The organism is Coprococcus sp. AF16-22, from assembly GCF_003461545.1.
GTDB lineage: Bacteria > Bacillota > Clostridia > Lachnospirales > Lachnospiraceae > Coprococcus > Coprococcus aceti.
This window is the reverse complement of record NZ_QTXH01000009.1, coordinates 1-20,177: the sequence shown is the minus strand read 5'-3', so window position 1 is coordinate 20,177 and position 20,177 is coordinate 1. Positions and strand designations below refer to the sequence as shown.

Here is a 20,177-nt window from a genome sequence, read left to right as displayed (position 1 = left end):
TAATAGATCTTATACCATATACTTTTCCTGATATATCTGCCCATATTCTGAGACACATATCTTCTCTATCCGCATATGGACACACAGATTTAGTATACCATGACACTTTTGTTCACACAACGATATTTATCTTCCGTACTTCAGCTCATTTATCGATCTTCCACACACTGTCAACATGAATTCCGTGGCACTCTCACTGTTCTGTCCCACATCATTCAGCCCGACATATCCCGGCTGATAGCCCTCGCAGTCACCCTCTATCTGAAACTGGACTGTGACCGTCACCTGCTGCCCCTTATATGTGGCATTCCCTTCAAACTGCACTATCTGACTTCCGTCCGTCGCGACAAATGCCTGCCAGTGTTCATCGCTGCAATAGGCATCCAGACCATCCCCATAGGTTGTGTCTCCATCTGGGAATATCTTCTGTTCCTTTATATAATCTATCCTCTTATCCGGAAGATCTGCTGCATCTTTGCCGATCCCCGCCTCACCGATACCTGTCACGCACATGGACAATGTGAGTATGACTGCCAAAAGCTTGCAGAATTTGTTCTCCCTAAACTTCTCCCACCGCTTGATATTCAGTGCAAATGCAAGGATTCCTCCCACGATCGCACCACCCACATGCGCATAGATATCTATATTCTTCTCATTTGTATACAGAGCATATATGACCACAACAACTATGGATATCATCATATCTTTTCTGCTTGCTTTCCTGTTGCCCATGAATGTCAGGAACACAGCAGCACATATGATTCCGAACACCGCCCCTGATGCTCCTATAGAGAAATGCATTCTGTCAGGATCAGTCATATGATACACATTCATGGATATGATCCCGGCAACAATTCCTGATACAAAGTATATGATAGTCGTCCTCAGGGAGCCAAGTTTTCTCTCCACCGTGGAGCCAAACATATATAGTGCAAACATATTGCCAAAGAGATGATCAAAGCCAGAATGCAGGAACATCGCCGATATAAGTCGTCCATACTCGCCATTCAGCTTCACGTACTGATAGTTGAGTCCACCGGTTCTGGAGTAATTGTCCACACCGATGCACATGATGCCAGCTATGACATTTGCCACTATCAATGCAATCGTAACTATAGGGATCGTCCTCTTTATCTGTGGCTGCGGGGAAGCTCCACCGCCCATCTGCTCAGGTCTGATCACATATGCTGTGTCCTGGTCAATATCCTGCTCAAATCTCCCATAGTCATCATGTTCAAAGCCATAGCCGAAATTGTTTTCTTCCATATAATACTCTCCTGACAATGCCCCCCACGGCTGGCATCCACATACTGTTCATTGTTTTACACGATACACTGTTTTTCCACCTTGCAGTACCATTCTTCACACCTTTTTTCTTAGTCGAATACTCTCTTAAGTACCTCGTCCTCATACAGAACCTTCTTGGCAAGTTCTCTGTACTTCTCCTCATGAAGGTATGTGTGTCTGTGAGGCTTTATCTGTGGTGCCATGTCTATCGCCTTTGCGAAATCTTCTCTCTTGAGATCAAGTGTAGCTACATAATCCCAGAAACCGGTCTTCTCAAATATAGCATTTACCCTGACATATCTGTGATCCTGGACAACCGCCATGATATATGTGGCAATTCCCACCTGGATTCCATGGAGCTGTGGCTGTTCAAGCATCTTGTCAAGTGCATGTGAGATCAGGTGTTCACTTCCGGATGTCGGTGTGCTTCCGCCTGCAATCTCATTAGCAACACCGCTCATGGCAAGGGAATCGAGAAGCTCCTTCAGGAAGAGGTCATCCTTGATCGTCTCAAATGGTGTTCTGACGAAGCTGTTCACCGCCTTCTTCGCTATCATAACTGCAAAATCGTTCATCTCAGAGTATCCCAGTTCAGACTCGAAGAGCCAGTCATAGAGGGATGTGATCTTGGATACCATATCTCCGATTCCCGAGTAAAGGAATCTCTCTGGAGCAGACTTGATGATCTCCGTGTCAGCTATGATTCCATATGCCATTCTTGCCGGCACCGATGTACGCCGTCCATTTACCATAAGTGATGCGCTGGCGCTTGAGAAACCATCCGATGATGCCGATGTCGGAATACTTATAAAAGGAAGCTTTCTGAGATATGCCGCATACTTTGCCACATCAATAACCTTTCCTCCGCCGATACCCACGATCACCTGGGCCTTCGCATCTATATCAAATGCCAGCTTGATTATATCCTCTATATTGGTGGAATCCAGCTCTCTGTACTCCACAACTGTCACATTTTCCTTCTTCAGAGAATCCATGACCTGCTGTCCAAACATGTCTATGAGTCCATTTCCAAAATAAATAACAGCATTCTTCATCCCGGAAGCACTTATATATTTGCCCAGATCATTCAGGGTTCCCTTTCCGATCTTAAGAATGGTTGGTATTGCTATATGACTTCCTGCCATCTGTTTATCCTCCTAAATACATTTCTACCATTATACATTATATAATCAGCAAAAATAAACAGGACAATACACATTTTGTCTCATACCTTTACTTACCTTTCTAATTTCTAGCCATGTCTGCCTTATGCTGTTTTTATATCCTTTAAATTTCTTACAGCATCTTCATATTTTTACCCGAAAAACACATTTTCTACACAACTTCTCCAAAATTAGAACACATTTTCTCAGTATATTATTAAATGTAAACAGCGAGAGCGTAAGCGAGTTGTTTACATCCCCTTTTTCATAAACGACTGCAACACCCTCCCCTCACATAATGTAGTTGCAGTCACTCCCTTTTAATACAAAAAGAAGAGGCTGCCAGAGATGGCAGCCTTTTCTTTTTGTATTCAGATAATTTATAATTACTCACTTCTGAGCGCTATAACAGGATCCTTCTTAGCTGCAATTCTCGATGGGATAAGTCCTCCGATCAATGTCAGTATAACGCTGATGATTACCAGCATCACTCCACCCTTCCAAGGAAGCGCCGATACACCGGCAACGTTGATATAACTCTCTATCACCTTACTGATTGGTATATTGATCAGCATCGTCACGCCGATTCCTATGAGTCCTGAGAAGAGACCTATGATAAATGTCTCCGCATTGAACACTCTTGAGATATCCTTCTTTGAAGCTCCTATGCTTCGCAGAATACCAATCTCCTTTGTTCTCTCAAGAACTGAGATATATGTAATTATTCCGATCATGATGGATGAAACTATCAATGAAATTGCCACAAATGCAATGAGTACATAGGTTATCGCGTTGATGATCTTTGTCACCGATGACAGCATGATTCCGATGTAATCAGTGTATGTGATCTCCTTGTCAGGATAATCCTCGTTGTACTTGTCTATAAGCTTTGTTATCTCGTCCTTATCCGCAAATTCTGCACAGTAGAGGTTGATGGAAGCCGGCTTTGCAAGCTCTGCATATCCAAGCTTTGACATGTTATCCTCATAAGTAGATGTTGACTCCTGGAAGAAACCGTAACCCTTGAGCATATCGAAGAGCTGATCCTTGGTCATGGACGCCATCTGTGCCTGCATGTCCTCAGTAACCTGACCTGAAGCCATAAGCTGCTGCATAACAGAATCCATATCCACATCATCCGCTGTCAGTTCCTTGCCATCTGAAAATGGCATTCCTGTGAACATGTCAGTATCAGGATTATCCATCTGAGCCTTAAGCACATCTGTCTTCTCGTTCTCTGAAACTATGTAATTGGCAAGCTCCGATGTGTAACCTATATATCCCGGCTGCATGGTAGTTGCATACGCTTTATCCGAAGCCCTGATTACTGCCGACACCTTTACTTCAAGGCCCCCGGCCACAGCAGACTTCAGAAAATCAGCATCAGAACTCATATCTGTGTATGTTCCATCATCATTCTTCTTGTACAGATCGCCCGGAAGCACAACCTTAAACTTGAGATTAAGAAGGTCATCGTATGTAAACACCATCTGCTCAAGCTCCGGTGCCTCTCCGCCAGCAAGTATGGTTGAAACCATATCGCTCAGTTCCTTTGAATCCCTAAGTCCAAGAGTATACAGTGTAAAATCACTTATCTCATTGTTCTTGTCGACGACAAGTACAACCTCGTTCTTATTCTCAGGCCAGTGTCCTGCCAGCACATCGTACTGCTGCTTGAGCAGAGTGTCGTTGTCAAGCATCTGTGTCCACATGTCCATTGACGATGAACCGTAGCTGAATGCCGACATGAAATCTGCCGTTGACTCCTGTGCCTCCGCCATACCTCCAAATCCCATATCTGTCATTGTGGTGCTTGGATTTACCTGGGCAACACCGCCATTTGCACTGTTCTCGTTAAACACATATAATGGTGTATCATATGTGTATGTTATATCACTTGTATACTTGGTGAAACCGTTTGCATCGTCTTCTATATAATTCTTAAATGACTCAAGGTCGTTCTCCTTCACATCTGACACCATGGACACGAGCATGTCTCCCATGATATCTCCCGAATATACCTTGTCCTCGCCAGCGTGATTGTGATCTGAATCCTCCTCGTTGTTACCTACCATCTTTGAGAGCAGCTCATCGTAATCCATCGCTTTCTTCGTTATCTGCACCGGATACGTGGCAAGCGTCTCCTCCTGCACATCGTTGATATACTTCTGAAATCCGGATGAAAGCGACAAGATAAGCGCTATTCCTATGATTCCTATACTTCCGGCAAATGCTGTTAAGAATGTCCTTCCTTTCTTGGTCATGAGGTTGTTCAGACTCAGCGAGAACGCTGTGAACATACTCATGGATGTCTTTCTAGGTTCATAACTTCCGTCATCCTCCTTTGCTTCATCCTCATCTGAGAATGGATTGGAGTCATCTATTATATTTCCATCGAGGAGCTTTACGATTCTTGTTGAATACTGCTGTGCCAACTCCGGGTTGTGCGTGACCATAATAACCAGCTTGTCCTTGGCTATCTCCTTGAGCAGTTCCATGATCTGAACACTTGTCTCTGTGTCAAGTGCACCCGTTGGCTCATCAGCCAACAGAATATCCGGATCGTTTATGAGTGCTCTGGCGATGGCAACTCTTTGCATCTGTCCACCGGACATCTGGTTTGGTTTCTTGTGAATCTGATTTCCCAGACCAACCTTCTCCAAAACCTCCTTCGCTCTCTTTCTTCTCTCTGCCTTTGATACTCCAGACAAAGTAAGAGCAAGCTCTACATTTGACAATACCGACTGGTGCGGTATCAGATTGTAGCTCTGGAATACGAATCCGACTGAATTGTTTCTATATGAATCCCAGTCTCTTGACTTGAAATCCTTTGTCGACTTGCCATTGATAACCAGATCTCCACTGGTGTACTGATCCAGTCCGCCCACTATGTTCAGAAGCGTTGTCTTTCCACAACCCGACTGACCAAGTATGGACACGAACTCATTTCTTCTGAAGTTCACAGATACACCCTTGAGCGCCTGAACAACTTCATCACCAGTATGGTAATCCTTCACGATGTTCTTAAGCTGAAGCATTACGTCCTCCCTTTTTAAGATTATATTGTGCAAAAGCATAGTAAGGTGCTTTGCGCCACGTCTGTGTGCATACACATAACGTATTATGTTCTATATGCATTACACTTTGATAGTTTTGTCATTATTACTGGCAAATCATAGCATTTAATTTTTTTCAATGCAATTAAGGCGGGCTATTCTTTATAAATGTTTTATTTTTTTCATTTCTATCGATAAGTTCAAACTAACTATATGTTGAACTTTTGGCTAAAAATTCTTTTATTTTCTTATTATATGGGGTATAATCAGCGTAAGTGGGTACGTTGTATCCAAATATAATTTTACGGAGGATTTTACAAATGTTAGTTTCAGCAACAGAAATGTTAAAGAAAGCTAAGGCTGGTCACTACGCAGTAGGTCAGTTCAACATCAACAACCTTGAGTGGACAAAGGCTGTTCTCCTCACAGCTCAGGAGCTTCAGTCACCTGTTATCCTTGGTGTTTCAGAGGGCGCTGGAAAGTATATGACAGGATTTGAGACAGTTGCAGCAATGGTTAAGGCTATGCATGATTCACTTGGAATCACAGTTCCTGTAGCTCTTCACCTTGATCACGGAACATACGAAGGATGCTACAAGTGTGTTAAGGCTGGTTTCACTTCTATCATGTTTGATGGTTCACACTATCCATTCGAGGAGAACCTTGCTAAGTCAACAGAGCTCGTTAACGTAGCTCATCAGCTTGGCCTCTCAATCGAGTGTGAGGTTGGTTCCATCGGTGGTGAGGAAGACGGAGTTATTGGTATGGGCGAGTGCGCTGATCCAGATGAGTGTAAGACTATCGCTGATCTTGGTGTAGATATGCTTGCTGCTGGTATCGGTAACATCCATGGTAAGTACCCAGCTAACTGGAAGGGACTTAGCTTTGAGACACTTGATGCTATCCAGCAGAAGACAGGCGTTATGCCATTAGTTCTTCACGGTGGTACAGGTATCCCAGCTGACATGATCAAGAAGGCTATTTCACTTGGCGTTTCAAAGATCAACGTTAACACAGAGTGCCAGTTATCATTCGCAGATGCTACAAGAAAGTACATCGAGGCTGGTAAGGATCTTGAGGGCAAGGGATTTGATCCTAGAAAGCTTCTCGCTCCTGGTTTCGAGGCTATCAAGGCTACTGTTAAGGAGAAGATGGAACTCTTCGGATCAGTTGGTAAGGCTAACGACTAATTAACAGATCTTTAACAGAACAATTAACAAATGTAACGATAAACTGTTCGACAGCTTTCGGACAAGTATCGCTCACGTAAACTTAAAGGAACCCCATCACAGCTTGTACAAGCCATGATGGGGTTCTTATTCTTACTTATTTTTCTTTTATATTATTTTTTATCTTCACTAATATAAATTTCTAAATTCTAATCTTGCTTCTCTGCCTTATCCTTTTTTCTGCTGATTGTCCACCATATAGGAACTGATATCAGCATGAAAAGTGCCGCTGCCACGCTGATCCATGCACCGACTCCGAGTCTTGCATTTGCCGCTGCATCTAGCTTTCCAAGATCTATCAATGACAGAACAAATTCAAATATCAATATTCCGCCAACAACTATAGATATAACAAGGTCTGCTATATAACAGCCTGCCTTGTTGATAAATGCACAGATCACGTCTGCTATGATAACTACCGCCACAACAAGCATTGACAGTACATTTATCCCAAACACTCCAACTATGCTTCTGGCATCTGTCCCCATATAAGCATAAGGAATAAATACTGATACAACAGCCATGATAATGCCGATCAGGTTTAACATATTAGGTACATGTGTGGATCCCTTCTTCACATCATCAGGTATGTTCTGCCTGTTCTCATATCCCATATAACCCATAGGGTTGTTGTATGGCGTTGGCTGTACCGGCTGGCCGTACTGCGACTGTGGCTGGTATGGCTGCTGGGTTGGCTGGCCATACTGCGACTGTGGCTGGTATGGATGCTGGGTTGGCTGGCCATACTGCGGCATCTGCTGGTATGGTGTCTGCATTGGCTGTGCTCCCTGGATATACTGTGACTGTGGCTGATATGGCTGCTGGGCTGGCTGACCGTACTGCGACTGTGGCTGGTATGACTGCTGCACCGGCTGGCCATACTGTGGCATCTGCTGATACAGTGACTGAGCTGGCTGTGCTACCTGACTATATGGTGCTTGAACTGACTGCACACCCTGACCATTCTGTGCCTGACTATTCTCAGCCATCATAGCCTTTTCCTGCTCCAGATTCTGCTCAGAAGTCGACCCGCCATCAACTCTGTCAATATCTTCTACTCTATTCTGTTCATCCATGTTCGTCATCTACCTCCGATGTAATTATTCGACACATCCCTTACATATCGAGATACCTCTTCAGATACTGTCCTGTATAGGACTGAGGTATCTTCGCAACTTCCTCAGGAGTTCCTCTGGCAATGACCGTTCCACCGCCAGCGCCTCCTTCAGGTCCCATGTCAATAATATAATCTGCGGTCTTGATAACGTCAAGATTATGTTCGATAACCACAACTGTGTTGCCGCCCTCGCTGAGCCTTCTGAGTATATCCACAAGTCTGTGCACATCAGCAAAATGAAGTCCCGTGGTTGGCTCATCAAGCACATATATCGTCTTTCCTGTTCCTCGTCTCGAAAGCTCTGTTGCAAGCTTGATTCTCTGCGCCTCTCCGCCCGACAGAGTGGTGGATGGCTGACCCAGCTTGATATATCCGAGTCCCACATCACGGAGAGTCTCTATCTTCCTCAGTATCCTTGGAACATTTGCAAAGAACTCGCACGCCTCATCAACTGTCATATCGAGAACTTCATTGATACTCTTGCCCTTGTACTTGACCTCCAAAGTCTCTCTGTTGTATCTCTTTCCTCCACACACCTCACATGGCACATATATATCTGGCAGGAAATGCATCTCTATCTTGATTATTCCGTCTCCACGACATGCCTCGCATCGTCCTCCGGATACATTGAAGCTGAATCTTCCCTTGCCGTAACCTCTTGCCTTGGCATCCTTGGTTCCAGCAAACAAATCCCTTATCAGATCAAATGTACCTGTATAAGTAGCCGGATTGGATCTCGGCGTTCTACCTATAGGTGACTGGTCTATATTGATAATCTTATCCAAAGCATCATAGCCAATGATATGGTCGTGCTTTCCTGCTTTAATCCTGCTCTTGTTGAGTCTTCTCGCCAGCTTCTTGTACAAGATCTCATTTACCAGAGAACTCTTTCCTGAACCAGACACACCCGTCACACATGTCATGATTCCAAGTGGTATGTCCACATCTATATGCTTGAGATTGTTCTCATAAGCATTCTTGACAGTGAGCCATCCGGTTGGCTTTCTCCTCACATCCGGAACCTCTATCTTCTTCCTGCCACTTAAGTAGTCACCGGTGATAGAATTCTCACATTTCATAATGTCTTCAGCCGTACCCTCAGCTACCACATATCCACCATTTGCACCGGCTCCCGGTCCTATATCTATGATGTGATCCGCCGCCCTCATGGTATCCTCGTCGTGCTCTACAACTATCAGTGTATTTCCAAGGTCTCTCAGATTCTTGAGCGCTGCGATCAACTTGTCATTGTCTCTCTGATGAAGTCCGATACTTGGCTCATCCAGAATATATGCAACTCCGACCAGACCTGAACCTATCTGCGTGGCAAGTCTTATTCTCTGTGCCTCTCCACCTGAGAGCGTGCTTGTACCTCTACTCAGACACAGATAGTCAAGTCCCACATCTATAAGGAAATGCAGTCTCGACCTGATCTCCTTGAGTATGGCCGCACCTATCATCTTCTGTCTGTCAGTGAGTTCCAGATTCTTCATAAACTTTGCAAGTTCTGTGATAGGAAGCTCTGTAAGTTCGGCAATATTCTTATCTCCAACTGTAACAGCAAGGGCTGTCGGCTTAAGTCTCTTGCCACCACAGACCTCACACGGAGTTATCGTCATGAATGTCTCATACTCGGCCTTTGTGGACTCCGCAGATGTCTCCCTGTATCTTCTGGCAACACTCTTTATGAGTCCCTCAAATGTTATATCATACACTCCCTCCCCGCGCTGTCCCTTATAATGCACCTTAACCGGGCGAGAGTTCTTTCCATATAATAAGAGATCTTTTATATCCTGTGGATAATCCTGAAATGGCGTATCAAGAGAGAATCCATACTCCGCACTGAGTGCCTTGAGTATTGCATTTGAATAGCTCTTGCCATCATTGCATGACTGCCATCCCAGAACCACTATGGCTCCATCATTTATCGACAAACTCTGATCGGGTATCATAAGATCCGGATCAAATTCCATCTTGAAGCCAAGACCTGCACATGTCGGGCATGCGCCAAATGGATTGTTGAACGAAAAGCTTCTCGGCTCTATCTCATCTATGCTGATTCCGCAATCCGGGCATGAAAAGCTGTCTGAGAAATTGATAATGGTATTCTCCTTCTGAACACCATTCTCATCCCTCTCCCCGATCACCTCAATCTTCATAAGCCCCTCTGCAAGCTGAAGTGCGGTCTCTATGGAATCTGTGAGTCGCCTCTCCACATCCTGTCTTACAACCAGACGATCGACAACTATATCTATACTGTGCTTCTTGTTCTTATCGAGCTTTATCTCCTCCGACAGCTCATACATGCTGCCATCGACAACCACTCTGACAAATCCGCTCTTCTTTGCCTTCTCCAGCAGCTTTACATGCTCTCCCTTTCGGCCTCTGACCACAGGCGCAAGCACCATGAACTTTGTCCTCTCAGGTAGTTTCATGATCTCATCCACCATCTGGTCAACCGTCTGTCTGCTTATGACCTTACCACAGTTCGGGCAGTGTGGTATTCCCACTCTGGCATAGAGAAGTCTGAAATAGTCGTATATCTCAGTGACAGTGCCAACTGTGGATCGAGGATTTCTGTTTGTTGACTTCTGATCTATGGAGATTGCAGGGGAAAGTCCCTCTATCTTGTCCACGTCCGGCTTCTCAGCCTGTCCAAGGAACTGTCTCGCATAGGAGGACAGCGACTCCATGTATCGTCTCTGTCCCTCCGCATATATCGTGTCAAATGCCAGTGAAGACTTACCTGATCCCGAAAGTCCTGTCACGACAACAAATTTGTCCCTTGGAATCTTGACATTGATATTCTTCAGATTATTTTCACGTGCGCCCTCAATAGTAATATACTTCCTGTCAATATTCCTGCTGGCGTTGAAATAATCATCATCTTTCATGCTCGCATCCGTTATATTCTCCAGATGCTCACCACGTTCATAATTCTTATTGTCTTCCATCTTGATCTAACCTTTTCTCTTTATTATTTATATTTGTTATATCCTAATTATCTACCCTGCATCCATCTATTCTTTATCATAATCTCTCAGTGCCGCCTTATACACCTTGAGCTGATCCCTGATCTCTGCCGCCACCTCAAAGTTGAGGTCTGCTGCCGCCATATTCATCTTCTTGGTCAGCTTGGCGATAACCTTCTGAAGCTCCTTCTTCGTCATGGACTCAGCGTCCTTATCCTCCTCTGGAAGTTCCTCCTTCTTCACCTCTATGGTTATGAGATCCCTTATGCTCTTCTCTATAGTCTTAGGGGTTATTCCATGTTCCTCATTATACTTCTGCTGTATCTCACGACGTCTGCTCGTCTCATCGAGGGCATACTTCATGGAGCCCGTGATAGTATCCGCATACATGATGACATGTCCATCCACATTTCGGGCTGCTCTTCCTATGGTCTGGATGAGTGATGTCTCCGATCGCAGGAAACCTTCCTTATCAGCGTCAAGTATGGCTACCAGTGTGATCTCCGGTATATCAAGACCCTCTCTCAGAAGGTTGATTCCAACAAGCACATCAAATACTCCAAGGCGGAGATCTCTCACTATCTCAACTCTCTCCATGGTGTCTATATCCGAGTGCAGATATTTTACCTTTATATCATTGTCCCTCATATAGCTGGTGAGATCTTCAGCCATACGCTTGGTAAGTGTTGTCACAAGTACCTTGTGTCCCTGCTCGGTCTCCTTGCGGACCTCTTTCAGCAGATCATCTATCTGACCTTCCACCGGTCTGACCTCAACCGGCGGATCAAGAAGTCCTGTAGGTCTGATGATCTGTTCAGCCATAAGCATCTGGTGCTCCTCCTCGTATTTGCCCGGTGTGGCTGATACAAACATGACCTGATCAAGCTTCTGCTCAAATTCCGAGAAGTTGAGTGGTCTGTTGTCAAGTGCCGATGGCAATCTGAATCCATAGTCCACCAGATTCATTTTACGGGAACGGTCTCCAGAATACATCGCACCGACCTGAGGCACCGTCATATGTGACTCATCTATAATAAGAAGAAAGTCATCATCAAAGAAATCCAGCAGTGTGCTCGGCGTCTCTCCGGCTGATCTTCCAGCCAGCGGACCGGAATAGTTCTCTATACCAGAGCAAAATCCAGTCTCTCTCATCATCTCCATATCAAAGTTAGTTCTCTCCTCTATACGCTGTGCCTCGATGAGTTTATCCTTTGACTTGAAGTAAGCAACTCTGTCCTTGAGCTCCGCCTCTATCCTCTTCAGCGCCTTCTCCATCTTCTCCTGTCCAACTACATAGTGGGATGCCGGAAACAGGCATGTATATGTCAGATCTCTCTTTCCCTCTCCGGTGAGCGGATCAAACTCTGTGATCCTGTCTATCTCATCCCCGAAGAATTCTATCCTTATTCCATCGTCAAATGTTGACACAGGAATTATCTCAAGTACATCCCCGCGCACTCTGAACGTACCTCTCTGCAGATCCATGTCATTCCTATCATACTGTATATCTGTCAGTTCATCGATGACCTGATCTCTGTCCTTTATCATTCCGACTCTGAATGACAGCATCTGATTCCTGTACTCGTCCGGATCACCGATACCATATATACACGACACAGATGCAACCACTATGACATCTTTTCTGTCTATGAGTGCTGCTGTGGCGCTATGTCTCATCCGGTCAATATCGTCATTGATAGACGAATCCTTTGCAATATAAGTATCCGTAGACGCCACATATGCTTCCGGCTGATAATAATCGTAGTATGATACAAAATACTCCACCGCATTGTTCGGAAAAAACTCCTTCATCTCCCCATAAAGCTGCGCCGCCAGAGTCTTGTTATGTGCAAGTATAAGCGTGGGCTTATTCAGCTGCTGTATGACATTCGCCATGGTAAAAGTCTTACCAGATCCGGTTACACCCAGCAGCGTCTCAAACTGATTACCTTCCTGAAAACCCTTTACCAATTTTTCAATAGCCTCCGGCTGATCTCCGGTAGGCTTGTATTCCGATACCAATTCAAAATGATCCATAAAAGTCTCCTACTCTAGGCTAAAGCCTACATCTATTATATCGAACATTAGTTCCCATATCAAGTAAAAACACGGCAGTTGCTCAAGTTTATTTATCCCCTGAACAACTGCCACTATACTTCATCTGTTTGCTCACAACACCTTCTATGCCGCTAGTTCATCCCTACCCAGGCTTATCTCATAGCAGCCTTTCTCATCGACAGTCACCACGACCCTCTCAAATCCTGTGTAAAATCTTAATATATACAGATCATCTGCCCTTGAGATAACCACCTCAGCATTCATCTCCGCCAGATCTGTCATATTGTCTTTCAGCACACCCTCGCTGACTCTGATGATCTGTCTCTCTTTATCTATCTGTCTGCGTTCTCCAAGCTCTTTATAATAAAGGAAGAGATTCTCCTCCAACGCCTTTGATCTGCAGCTGCATCTGTGAAAATAGCTGCCGATGATCATGTAAAGCATGTATGCTGTCTCCTGCTGTCTGTGTGATGTCTTTTCTGTAAATGAATATCTCATAATCGTTACCTCCATAATGAAAAAATAAACCTAAAATAAATCTACAAAATGTTGTCAATGTGTTATCTGAAGCTTCACCAGCTCACACCTCCATGGTGCCCGCTCCCCGGTCTGTCATTTTTCAGCCGACGACAGTCGCTGTGTCCGTATTCTTTGCTGCCCCGGATACCGGGCAGATGCATATTCAGTTTTCATTTGAAATCTGCCCCATGCCCAAAAGGCAACAAAAAAAGAGTCATGATCGCAGACTTGTAGCACTTGCTACTCATCATGTTTTCAAACTCTTCTACTTAAAATATGATTTATTCAATTTTCATTATGGATATCAGCAATCGCTGATGTATATGTTATATCAAAAACTAATTGTGGTGTCAACATATTTATAAATATATCTATAAAACACAAGAGAGCCAGATTTCTCCGACTCTCTTAAATATGCATCCACAAATGCATACCCCAATTAGTATCTATAATTTCCTACCTTATCGCATCCTTCATGCTCTTCACATAATCTGTCACATAAGGCACACAGTCCTTGCCGTACTGGGCACACAGCTTGACGATGGCTGAACCGACGATGACACCGTCTGACTTTTCCGCCATCTGCTTTGCCTGCTCAGGTGTGGATATTCCGAAACCTACAGCGCAAGGGATGTCCTTCGCCTTCTTCACCAGATCGACCATTGCTCCTATGTCTGTGGTAATCTTGGTTCTGGTTCCGGTTACACCGAGTGATGACACGCAGTATACAAATCCACTCGCATCATTTGCGATCATGGATATTCTCTCATGGGATGTAGGTGCGATGAGTGAAATGAGATCCACATCATACTGCTTACAGATTCCATCAAACTCGTCCTTCTCCTCGTAAGGAATGTCAGGAAGGATCAGACCGTCTATGCCAATCTCCTTGCATGTGCTGATGAATCTCTCCGAACCGTACGAGAACACGACATTTGCATATGTCATGAACACCATAGGTATTGTCACTTTCTTGCGTAGCTTTCTCACAAGGTCAAATACCTTGTCTGTCGTCACGCCGCCTGCAAGCGCTCTTATATTTGCGCCCTGAATGACCGGACCCTCGGCTGTCGGGTCTGAGAATGGGATTCCCAGCTCTATAAGGTCTGCACCGGCCTCCACCATTGCGTATACTACCTCCTCTGTCACATCCAGCGACGGATCGCCACATGTCACAAATGGTATAAATGCTTTTCCATGCTCAAATGCTTTTGCTATATTACTCATGAAGATCCTCCCCTCTGTATCTTGCGATGGCTGCAACGTCCTTGTCGCCACGTCCTGATACATTGATCACTATTATCTTATCCTTGTCCATTGTAGGTGCCAGCTTCATGGCATAAGCCACAGCGTGGGCGCTCTCTATCGCAGGGATGATTCCCTCGATCCTTGACAGATACTCAAATGCATCAACTGCCTCGTCATCTGTGATCGCCACATACTCTGCACGTCCGATGTCGTGAAGATATGCGTGCTCAGGTCCGATTCCCGGGTAGTCAAGTCCCGCTGAGATCGAATATACAGGTGCGATCTGGCCAAATTCATCCTGACAGAAGTAGGACTTCATGCCGTGGAATATACCAAGCTTTCCAGTCGCAATAGTTGCCGCTGTCTCAAATGTATCAACACCTCTGCCTGCTGCCTCACAGCCGATCAATCTGACACTCTCGTCAGGTATGAAATCGTAGAAAGCTCCGATGGCATTTGAACCACCGCCCACACATGCCATGACGACATCAGGAAGTCTTCCCTCCTTCTCCATGAGCTGTGCCTTGATCTCTTTACTGATCACAGCCTGGAAATCACGGACGATCTCAGGGAAAGGATATGGTCCCATGACTGAGCCGAGTACATAGTGTGTGTCATCGATCCTGCTTGTCCACTCACGGAATGCCTCAGATACCGCATCCTTCAGTGTGGCTGTTCCAGTCTTTACCGGATGAACCTTTGCACCCAGAAGTCTCATTCTGTACACGTTGAGAGCCTGTCTGATCGTGTCCTCCTCGCCCATGTATATCTCACACTCCATGCCCATCATGGCTGCAACTGTAGCTGTTGCAACACCGTGCTGTCCGGCACCGGTCTCCGCGATAACTCTTGTCTTGCCCATTCTCTTGGCAAGGAGCATCTGTCCGATTACGTTGTTGATCTTGTGTGCTCCTGTGTGGTTCAGATCCTCTCTCTTAAGGTAGATCTTTGCACCGCCCAGATCCTTTGTCATTCTCTCCGCATAGTAAAGTCTGCTAGGTCTTCCCGCATACTCGTTGAGCATCTCTGTGAGTTCTCTGTTGAACTCCGGATCATCTTTATATTTCTTGTAAGCCTCCTCCAGCTCCAGCATCGCATTCATCAGAGTCTCTGGAATGTACTGGCCGCCGTGAACGCCAAATCTGCCTTTTGACATATGTTTTTCCTCCTGTTTTTGTCTTCTCAGATATATTTTCAAATGTAATTTCTACACTTTTGTATTGTGTTTCTTCTATATAATGTGTTACTCGCCTCTAAGTTCCGCAAACAACTTCTTCTTGTCGGGACTTCTCATAAATGTCTCACCTATGAGCACCGCATCAGTTCCATTTGCCTTGAGCCTGTCTATGTCCTCTTTTGCCTTGATTCCACTCTCAGACACATACACCATCTTCTGGGGTGCTAAAGTGTCAGCCGCAGCTCCTGTACCAGTGACAGGTACCTCCGTCCCCATATGGGTGGCTGGCACCGTATCCGGTATCAGCTTTCTAAGACGAACGCTGTTCATGATATCCACCGTAAATGTTCTGAGATCTCTGTTGTTCACTCCGATGATGCCGGCTCCGCAGGCTATCGCCCGTCTGACCTCATCCTCATCGTGAGCCTCAACCAGAGCCGACATCCCAAGTTCATGCGCAAGCCGAAGATATGAGGCAAGCTGCTCGTCATCCAGTATTGCGCAAATCAAAAGCACCGCCGAGGCTCCTATGACCTTTGCCTCATATATCATATACTCGTCAACTGTAAAATCCTTCCTCAGCAGCGGTATATTTACCTCCTTCTTTATATCCATCAGGAACTGATTGCTTCCCTGGAAATAAAACGGCTCAGTGAGCACCGATATGGCTGAAGCACCAGCCGCCTCATATTCCTTTGCGATCTCAACATAAGGAAAGTCCGGTGCGATAAGCCCCTTGGAAGGCGATGCCTTCTTGACCTCACAGATAAACGATATTCCATCCGCTGCCAGATTATCTCTAAATGGGAACTTACTATATGGGCTGCTGCCGTTATCCGTCTCTTTGGCAACTATATCAAGTGCCTGTCTCTTCATCTCCTCAAGAGGAACTTTTTTCTTCTGCTCCGCCACACGTTCCTTTGTCTTTGCAGCTATCTCATCTAATATCATCTCTTACCTCTCTATACAACTTTCTATCATAGTCTGCGATGAAACTTATCTACTCATTTGTCAGTCTTACAAATGCATCAAGCGTCTCAGCAGCCTTGCCACTGTCGATCACGTCCTCTGCAACCTTGATTCCATCCGCTATGGAATCTGCCTTGCCTGCGATGTAGATACAAGCTGCTGCGTTCAGTACAACTGCATTTCTCTTGGCTCCTTTGATCTTGCCTGACAGGATATCGCGAGTAATCTGCGCGTTTTCCTCAGGATCGCCGCCCACCAGATCCTCCTTGCTGCATCTCTCAAATCCGAAATTCTCTGGCTTGATCTCGTACTTTGTAATCTCGCCATCTTTGATCTCTGCAACTGTTGTAGGTGCGCTCATGGATATCTCATCCAGACAATCCTGTCCGTATACGACAAGTCCCCGTTTTACACCAAGACCAACAAGTACAGGAGCCATCTGATCAACAAGCTCCTCCTTGTATACTCCCATGATCTGCATCTGAGCCTTTGCCGGGTTGGTGAGAGGTCCAAGGATATTGAATACTGTCGGTATTCCAAGTGCCTTTCTGACCGGACCTGCATATTTCATCGCCTTGTGATAAACCTGGGCAAACATAAAGCTCATGTTGCACTCAGCAAGAACCTTGCCCATCTTTTCAGGTGATATGGAGATATTTACACCAAGAGCCTCAAGTACATCCGCTGCTCCACTCTTGCTTGATACGCTTCTGTTGCCGTGCTTTGCGATCGGTACTCCGGCCGCCGCTGCAACTATACCACTCGTTGTCGATATGTTAAATGAATTCGCACAATCTCCGCCTGTTCCCACGATCTCAAGAACATCTATTCCGTCATGTGGAAGAGACTCCGCATGGTCTCTCATTCCATTTGCACTGGCTGTTATCTCGTCAAGCGTCTCGCCCTTCATGTGAAGCGCTGTGAGATATCCCGCCGTTGTCTCTCCCGGCACCTGACCACTGAATATCTCATCCATGCTGGCATATGCCTCATCGTATGTAAGATCCTGTCCTGCTGCTACCTTCTTAAGAGTTTCCTGTATCATCGCCATATCCTCCTTATTTTATATCATTTTATATCTCTAAAAAATTTCTGAGCATTATCTTGCCCTTCGGTGTCAGTATAGACTCCGGATGGAACTGAACTCCATATACCTCATAATTCCTGTGTTTTACTGCCATGATCTCTCCATCCTCCGTCCTGGCTGTGACCTCCAGACATTCAGGGAAATTCTCATCTGCTGCTGCCAGTGAATGATATCTGGCAACCTGTATCTTGCTCTGAAGTCCCCTGAACAATCTGCAGTTCAGATCCACATCAACCAGCGACATCTTTCCATGCATAAGTTTCTTTGCATATGTGACTGTCGCACCATATGTCTCACAAATCGCCTGATGTCCGAGACACACGCCGAGGATTGGTACTTTTCCTGCAAAATATCTCACCGCTTCCTCACACATTCCCGCATCCGAAGGTCTTCCGGGTCCCGGTGAAATGATTATGTGATCAGGATTCATCGCTTCAATCTCCTCACAGGTGAACTCATCATTTCTTATGACCTTTATATCCGGATTTATTGCCCCCACAAGCTGATACAGGTTGTAGGAGAAGCTGTCGTAATTGTCTATAAGTATTGTCATTTATTTTGTCCTCCTTATATGTATTGTGCATGCGCATGAAAAGCGCTCATTGTGAGTGCTGTTGTAACTGCCTTTGCCTTGTTGATACATTCCTGGAACTCATTTGCCGGAACACTGTCCGCCACGATTCCCGCTCCGGATCTGACAAATACCTTGTCACCCTTTTTGTATGCGATCCTTATGGCTATACATGTATCAAGATTCCCTGTGAAATCTATGTATCCTATGGCTCCACCATATATTCCTCTCTTGTTGTTCTCCAGCTCGTTGATGATCTGACACGCTCTGATCTTCGGTGCTCCCGAGAGGGTTCCTGCTGGAAGTACCGCATCCACGGCTGACAGCTCATCATACCTGCTGTCATCGATCTCTCCTTTGACCGTTGACCCGATATGCATTACATGTGAGTACCTCTGAACCTTCATGTACTGCTCAACCTCAACAGTTCCGAACTTGCTTATCTTACCAAGATCATTTCTTCCGAGATCCACCAGCATGTTGTGCTCCGCCAGCTCCTTCTCATCCGCCATAAGTCCGGCCTCAAGTCTCATATCCTCTTCCTTTGTCTTTCCCCTCGGTCTCGTTCCAGCAAGAGGAAATGTGTGGAGCACGCCATTCTCAAGCTTTACCAGTGTCTCAGGTGATGCGCCCGCAACCTCTATCTGGTCGCCGCTGAAGTAGAACATATACGGAGAAGGATTTGTGCTTCTGAGAACCCTGTATGTATTGAACAGTGAACCCTCCATCTCAGCCTCAAGTCTGTTGGACAGAACCACCTGGAAGATATCTCCCTCGAATATGTACTTCTTTGCCCTCTCGACCATGCTGCAATATTTTTCTTTATTGAACAGAGGCTTGAAATCACTCTTCATCTTAACCGGCTCTATCTCAGCCATCTCTCCATCGAGGATTAGCTTCTTCATATCTTCTATGTCAGCAAGTGCCTTTGCATATCCGGTTTCTATATCGGACGTGTCAGCATTTGCAATGAGGATCAGCTTTGACTTGAAATTGTCAAATGCTATGACCTTGTCAAATAACATCAGATCCAGATCCTGAAATCCCTCATCGTCATCGGCATCGATCACAAGCTTCTTCTCACTGTACTTTATATAATCATATGAGAAGTAACCGACAAACCCGCCTGTAAATGTTGGAAGTCCTTCTATCTTCGGACTCTTGTAATCCTTAAGTATCTCTCTTATGAATCCCTCAGGATGAATGTCATCCGCTTTCTTTATCACATTTCCATCTATATCCTTGAGCTGTATGTGCCCATTCATGCATGTGACATCAAGCTTCGGATTGTAACCAAGAAATGTGTACCGTCCCCACACCTCCTGATTCTCCACGCTCTCAAGTATGTAACAGTGCTCATTTGCCGCTTTCAGCTTTCTGAGTAAGTTGATAGGTGTGATCACATCCGATAACATCTCGCAGCACACCGGAACCATCCTATATCCGTCTGCCGCATATTTCTTTGCCTCGCTAAGTTCTGGTCTTATCATGTCTCATCCTCCTTGCCAATTAATCCATTATGAGCAGACGCATGAAAGGCGCTTCGCGCGGCGTCTGCGTGCTTCACAAGGATTCCTCCCGCTTATGCGGGTCCCTCCTTATGAAAATAAAAAAACCACAGGACATAAAAAAAATTCCTTATCCTACAAACATTAGGACAAGAAATCTAATCTCCTGCGGTGCCACCTAATTTCATCAATAAATAAAAAAAAATATATATAAAT

Annotated in this window: 14 protein-coding genes; 1 reads left to right on the top strand and 13 read right to left on the bottom strand. The window is 45.3% G+C overall.

What is annotated here, in order from left to right:
* Positions 1 to 126 precede the first annotated feature (126 nt).
* From DWW60_RS10125 to DWW60_RS10115, 3 genes are all read right to left on the bottom strand, one after another.
* A complete protein-coding gene (locus DWW60_RS10125) occupies positions 127 to 1,266 on the bottom strand; it encodes a rhomboid family intramembrane serine protease (protein ID WP_117875303.1) in 1,140 nt (379 codons plus the stop codon).
* 110 nt (positions 1,267 to 1,376) lie between these two features.
* Positions 1,377 to 2,432: an iron-containing alcohol dehydrogenase family protein gene (locus DWW60_RS10120; RefSeq protein WP_022217410.1), complete on the bottom strand. Its 1,056-nt coding sequence runs from the start codon at positions 2,430 to 2,432 to the stop codon at positions 1,377 to 1,379.
* Between the two features lie 404 nt (positions 2,433 to 2,836).
* Positions 2,837 to 5,488 carry an ABC transporter ATP-binding protein/permease gene (locus DWW60_RS10115; protein ID WP_117875302.1) on the bottom strand — a complete coding sequence of 884 codons (2,652 nt, stop codon included), beginning with the start codon at positions 5,486 to 5,488 and terminating at the stop codon, positions 2,837 to 2,839.
* A 338-nt stretch (positions 5,489 to 5,826) separates the two neighbouring features.
* On the opposite strand from DWW60_RS10115, the gene fba reads away from it, so the two are divergent.
* Positions 5,827 to 6,696: a class II fructose-1,6-bisphosphate aldolase gene (fba, locus tag DWW60_RS10110; protein ID WP_015534405.1), complete on the top strand. Its 870-nt coding sequence runs from the start codon at positions 5,827 to 5,829 to the stop codon at positions 6,694 to 6,696.
* Between the two features lie 188 nt (positions 6,697 to 6,884).
* Here the strand turns inward: fba and DWW60_RS10105 are convergent, their stop codons facing one another.
* From DWW60_RS10105 to DWW60_RS10060, 10 genes are all read right to left on the bottom strand, one after another.
* On the bottom strand, positions 6,885 to 7,811 hold the full coding sequence (locus tag DWW60_RS10105; protein ID WP_147341856.1) for a hypothetical protein: 927 nt from the start codon (positions 7,809 to 7,811) through the stop codon (positions 6,885 to 6,887).
* 40 nt (positions 7,812 to 7,851) lie between these two features.
* On the bottom strand, positions 7,852 to 10,746 hold the full coding sequence (uvrA, locus tag DWW60_RS10100) for an excinuclease ABC subunit UvrA (protein ID WP_117875342.1): 2,895 nt from the start codon (positions 10,744 to 10,746) through the stop codon (positions 7,852 to 7,854).
* Between the two features lie 126 nt (positions 10,747 to 10,872).
* Positions 10,873 to 12,861, bottom strand: a complete 1,989-nt coding sequence (gene uvrB / locus DWW60_RS10095; protein ID WP_055272008.1) for an excinuclease ABC subunit UvrB — start codon at positions 12,859 to 12,861, stop codon at positions 10,873 to 10,875.
* Between the two features lie 144 nt (positions 12,862 to 13,005).
* On the bottom strand, positions 13,006 to 13,380 hold the full coding sequence (locus tag DWW60_RS10090) for a hypothetical protein (RefSeq protein WP_055272009.1): 375 nt from the start codon (positions 13,378 to 13,380) through the stop codon (positions 13,006 to 13,008).
* Between the two features lie 477 nt (positions 13,381 to 13,857).
* The gene (gene trpA, locus DWW60_RS10085) at positions 13,858 to 14,628 is read right to left on the bottom strand and encodes a tryptophan synthase subunit alpha (protein ID WP_015534410.1); all 771 of its coding nucleotides are present in this window, start codon (positions 14,626 to 14,628) and stop codon (positions 13,858 to 13,860) included.
* Positions 14,621 to 15,805 (bottom strand): tryptophan synthase subunit beta, encoded by a 1,185-nt coding sequence (trpB, locus tag DWW60_RS10080; RefSeq protein ID WP_055280369.1) that lies wholly within the window; start codon positions 15,803 to 15,805, stop codon positions 14,621 to 14,623. The genes trpA and trpB overlap by 8 nt, the downstream gene beginning before the upstream one ends.
* A gap of 87 nt (positions 15,806 to 15,892) precedes the next feature.
* Complete coding sequence (gene trpC, locus DWW60_RS10075; protein ID WP_117875300.1) at positions 15,893 to 16,777, bottom strand: indole-3-glycerol phosphate synthase TrpC; 885 nt, start codon at positions 16,775 to 16,777, stop codon at positions 15,893 to 15,895.
* A gap of 49 nt (positions 16,778 to 16,826) precedes the next feature.
* On the bottom strand, positions 16,827 to 17,840 hold the full coding sequence (gene trpD / locus DWW60_RS10070; protein ID WP_015534413.1) for an anthranilate phosphoribosyltransferase: 1,014 nt from the start codon (positions 17,838 to 17,840) through the stop codon (positions 16,827 to 16,829).
* Positions 17,841 to 17,868: 28 nt separating this feature from the next.
* The gene (locus DWW60_RS10065; RefSeq protein WP_055145999.1) at positions 17,869 to 18,435 is read right to left on the bottom strand and encodes an anthranilate synthase component II; all 567 of its coding nucleotides are present in this window, start codon (positions 18,433 to 18,435) and stop codon (positions 17,869 to 17,871) included.
* Between the two features lie 14 nt (positions 18,436 to 18,449).
* Positions 18,450 to 19,943, bottom strand: a complete 1,494-nt coding sequence (locus DWW60_RS10060; RefSeq protein WP_117875299.1) for an anthranilate synthase component I family protein — start codon at positions 19,941 to 19,943, stop codon at positions 18,450 to 18,452.
* Positions 19,944 to 20,177 lie beyond the last annotated feature (234 nt).

Coding starts and splice junctions, on each gene's coding strand:
- DWW60_RS10125 (WP_117875303.1), bottom strand. CDS start 1,266: ATGGAAGAAAACAATTTCGGCTATGGCTTTGAACATGATGACTATGGG.
- DWW60_RS10120 (WP_022217410.1), bottom strand. CDS start 2,432: ATGGCAGGAAGTCATATAGCAATACCAACCATTCTTAAGATCGGAAAG.
- DWW60_RS10115 (WP_117875302.1), bottom strand. CDS start 5,488: ATGCTTCAGCTTAAGAACATCGTGAAGGATTACCATACTGGTGATGAA.
- fba (WP_015534405.1), top strand. CDS start 5,827: ATGTTAGTTTCAGCAACAGAAATGTTAAAGAAAGCTAAGGCTGGTCAC.
- DWW60_RS10105 (WP_147341856.1), bottom strand. CDS start 7,811: ATGGATGAACAGAATAGAGTAGAAGATATTGACAGAGTTGATGGCGGG.
- uvrA (WP_117875342.1), bottom strand. CDS start 10,746: ATGAAAGATGATGATTATTTCAACGCCAGCAGGAATATTGACAGGAAG.
- uvrB (WP_055272008.1), bottom strand. CDS start 12,861: ATGGATCATTTTGAATTGGTATCGGAATACAAGCCTACCGGAGATCAG.
- DWW60_RS10090 (WP_055272009.1), bottom strand. CDS start 13,380: ATGAGATATTCATTTACAGAAAAGACATCACACAGACAGCAGGAGACA.
- trpA (WP_015534410.1), bottom strand. CDS start 14,628: ATGAGTAATATAGCAAAAGCATTTGAGCATGGAAAAGCATTTATACCA.
- trpB (WP_055280369.1), bottom strand. CDS start 15,805: ATGTCAAAAGGCAGATTTGGCGTTCACGGCGGCCAGTACATTCCAGAG.
- trpC (WP_117875300.1), bottom strand. CDS start 16,777: ATGATATTAGATGAGATAGCTGCAAAGACAAAGGAACGTGTGGCGGAG.
- trpD (WP_015534413.1), bottom strand. CDS start 17,840: ATGATACAGGAAACTCTTAAGAAGGTAGCAGCAGGACAGGATCTTACA.
- DWW60_RS10065 (WP_055145999.1), bottom strand. CDS start 18,435: ATGACAATACTTATAGACAATTACGACAGCTTCTCCTACAACCTGTAT.
- DWW60_RS10060 (WP_117875299.1), bottom strand. CDS start 19,943: ATGATAAGACCAGAACTTAGCGAGGCAAAGAAATATGCGGCAGACGGA.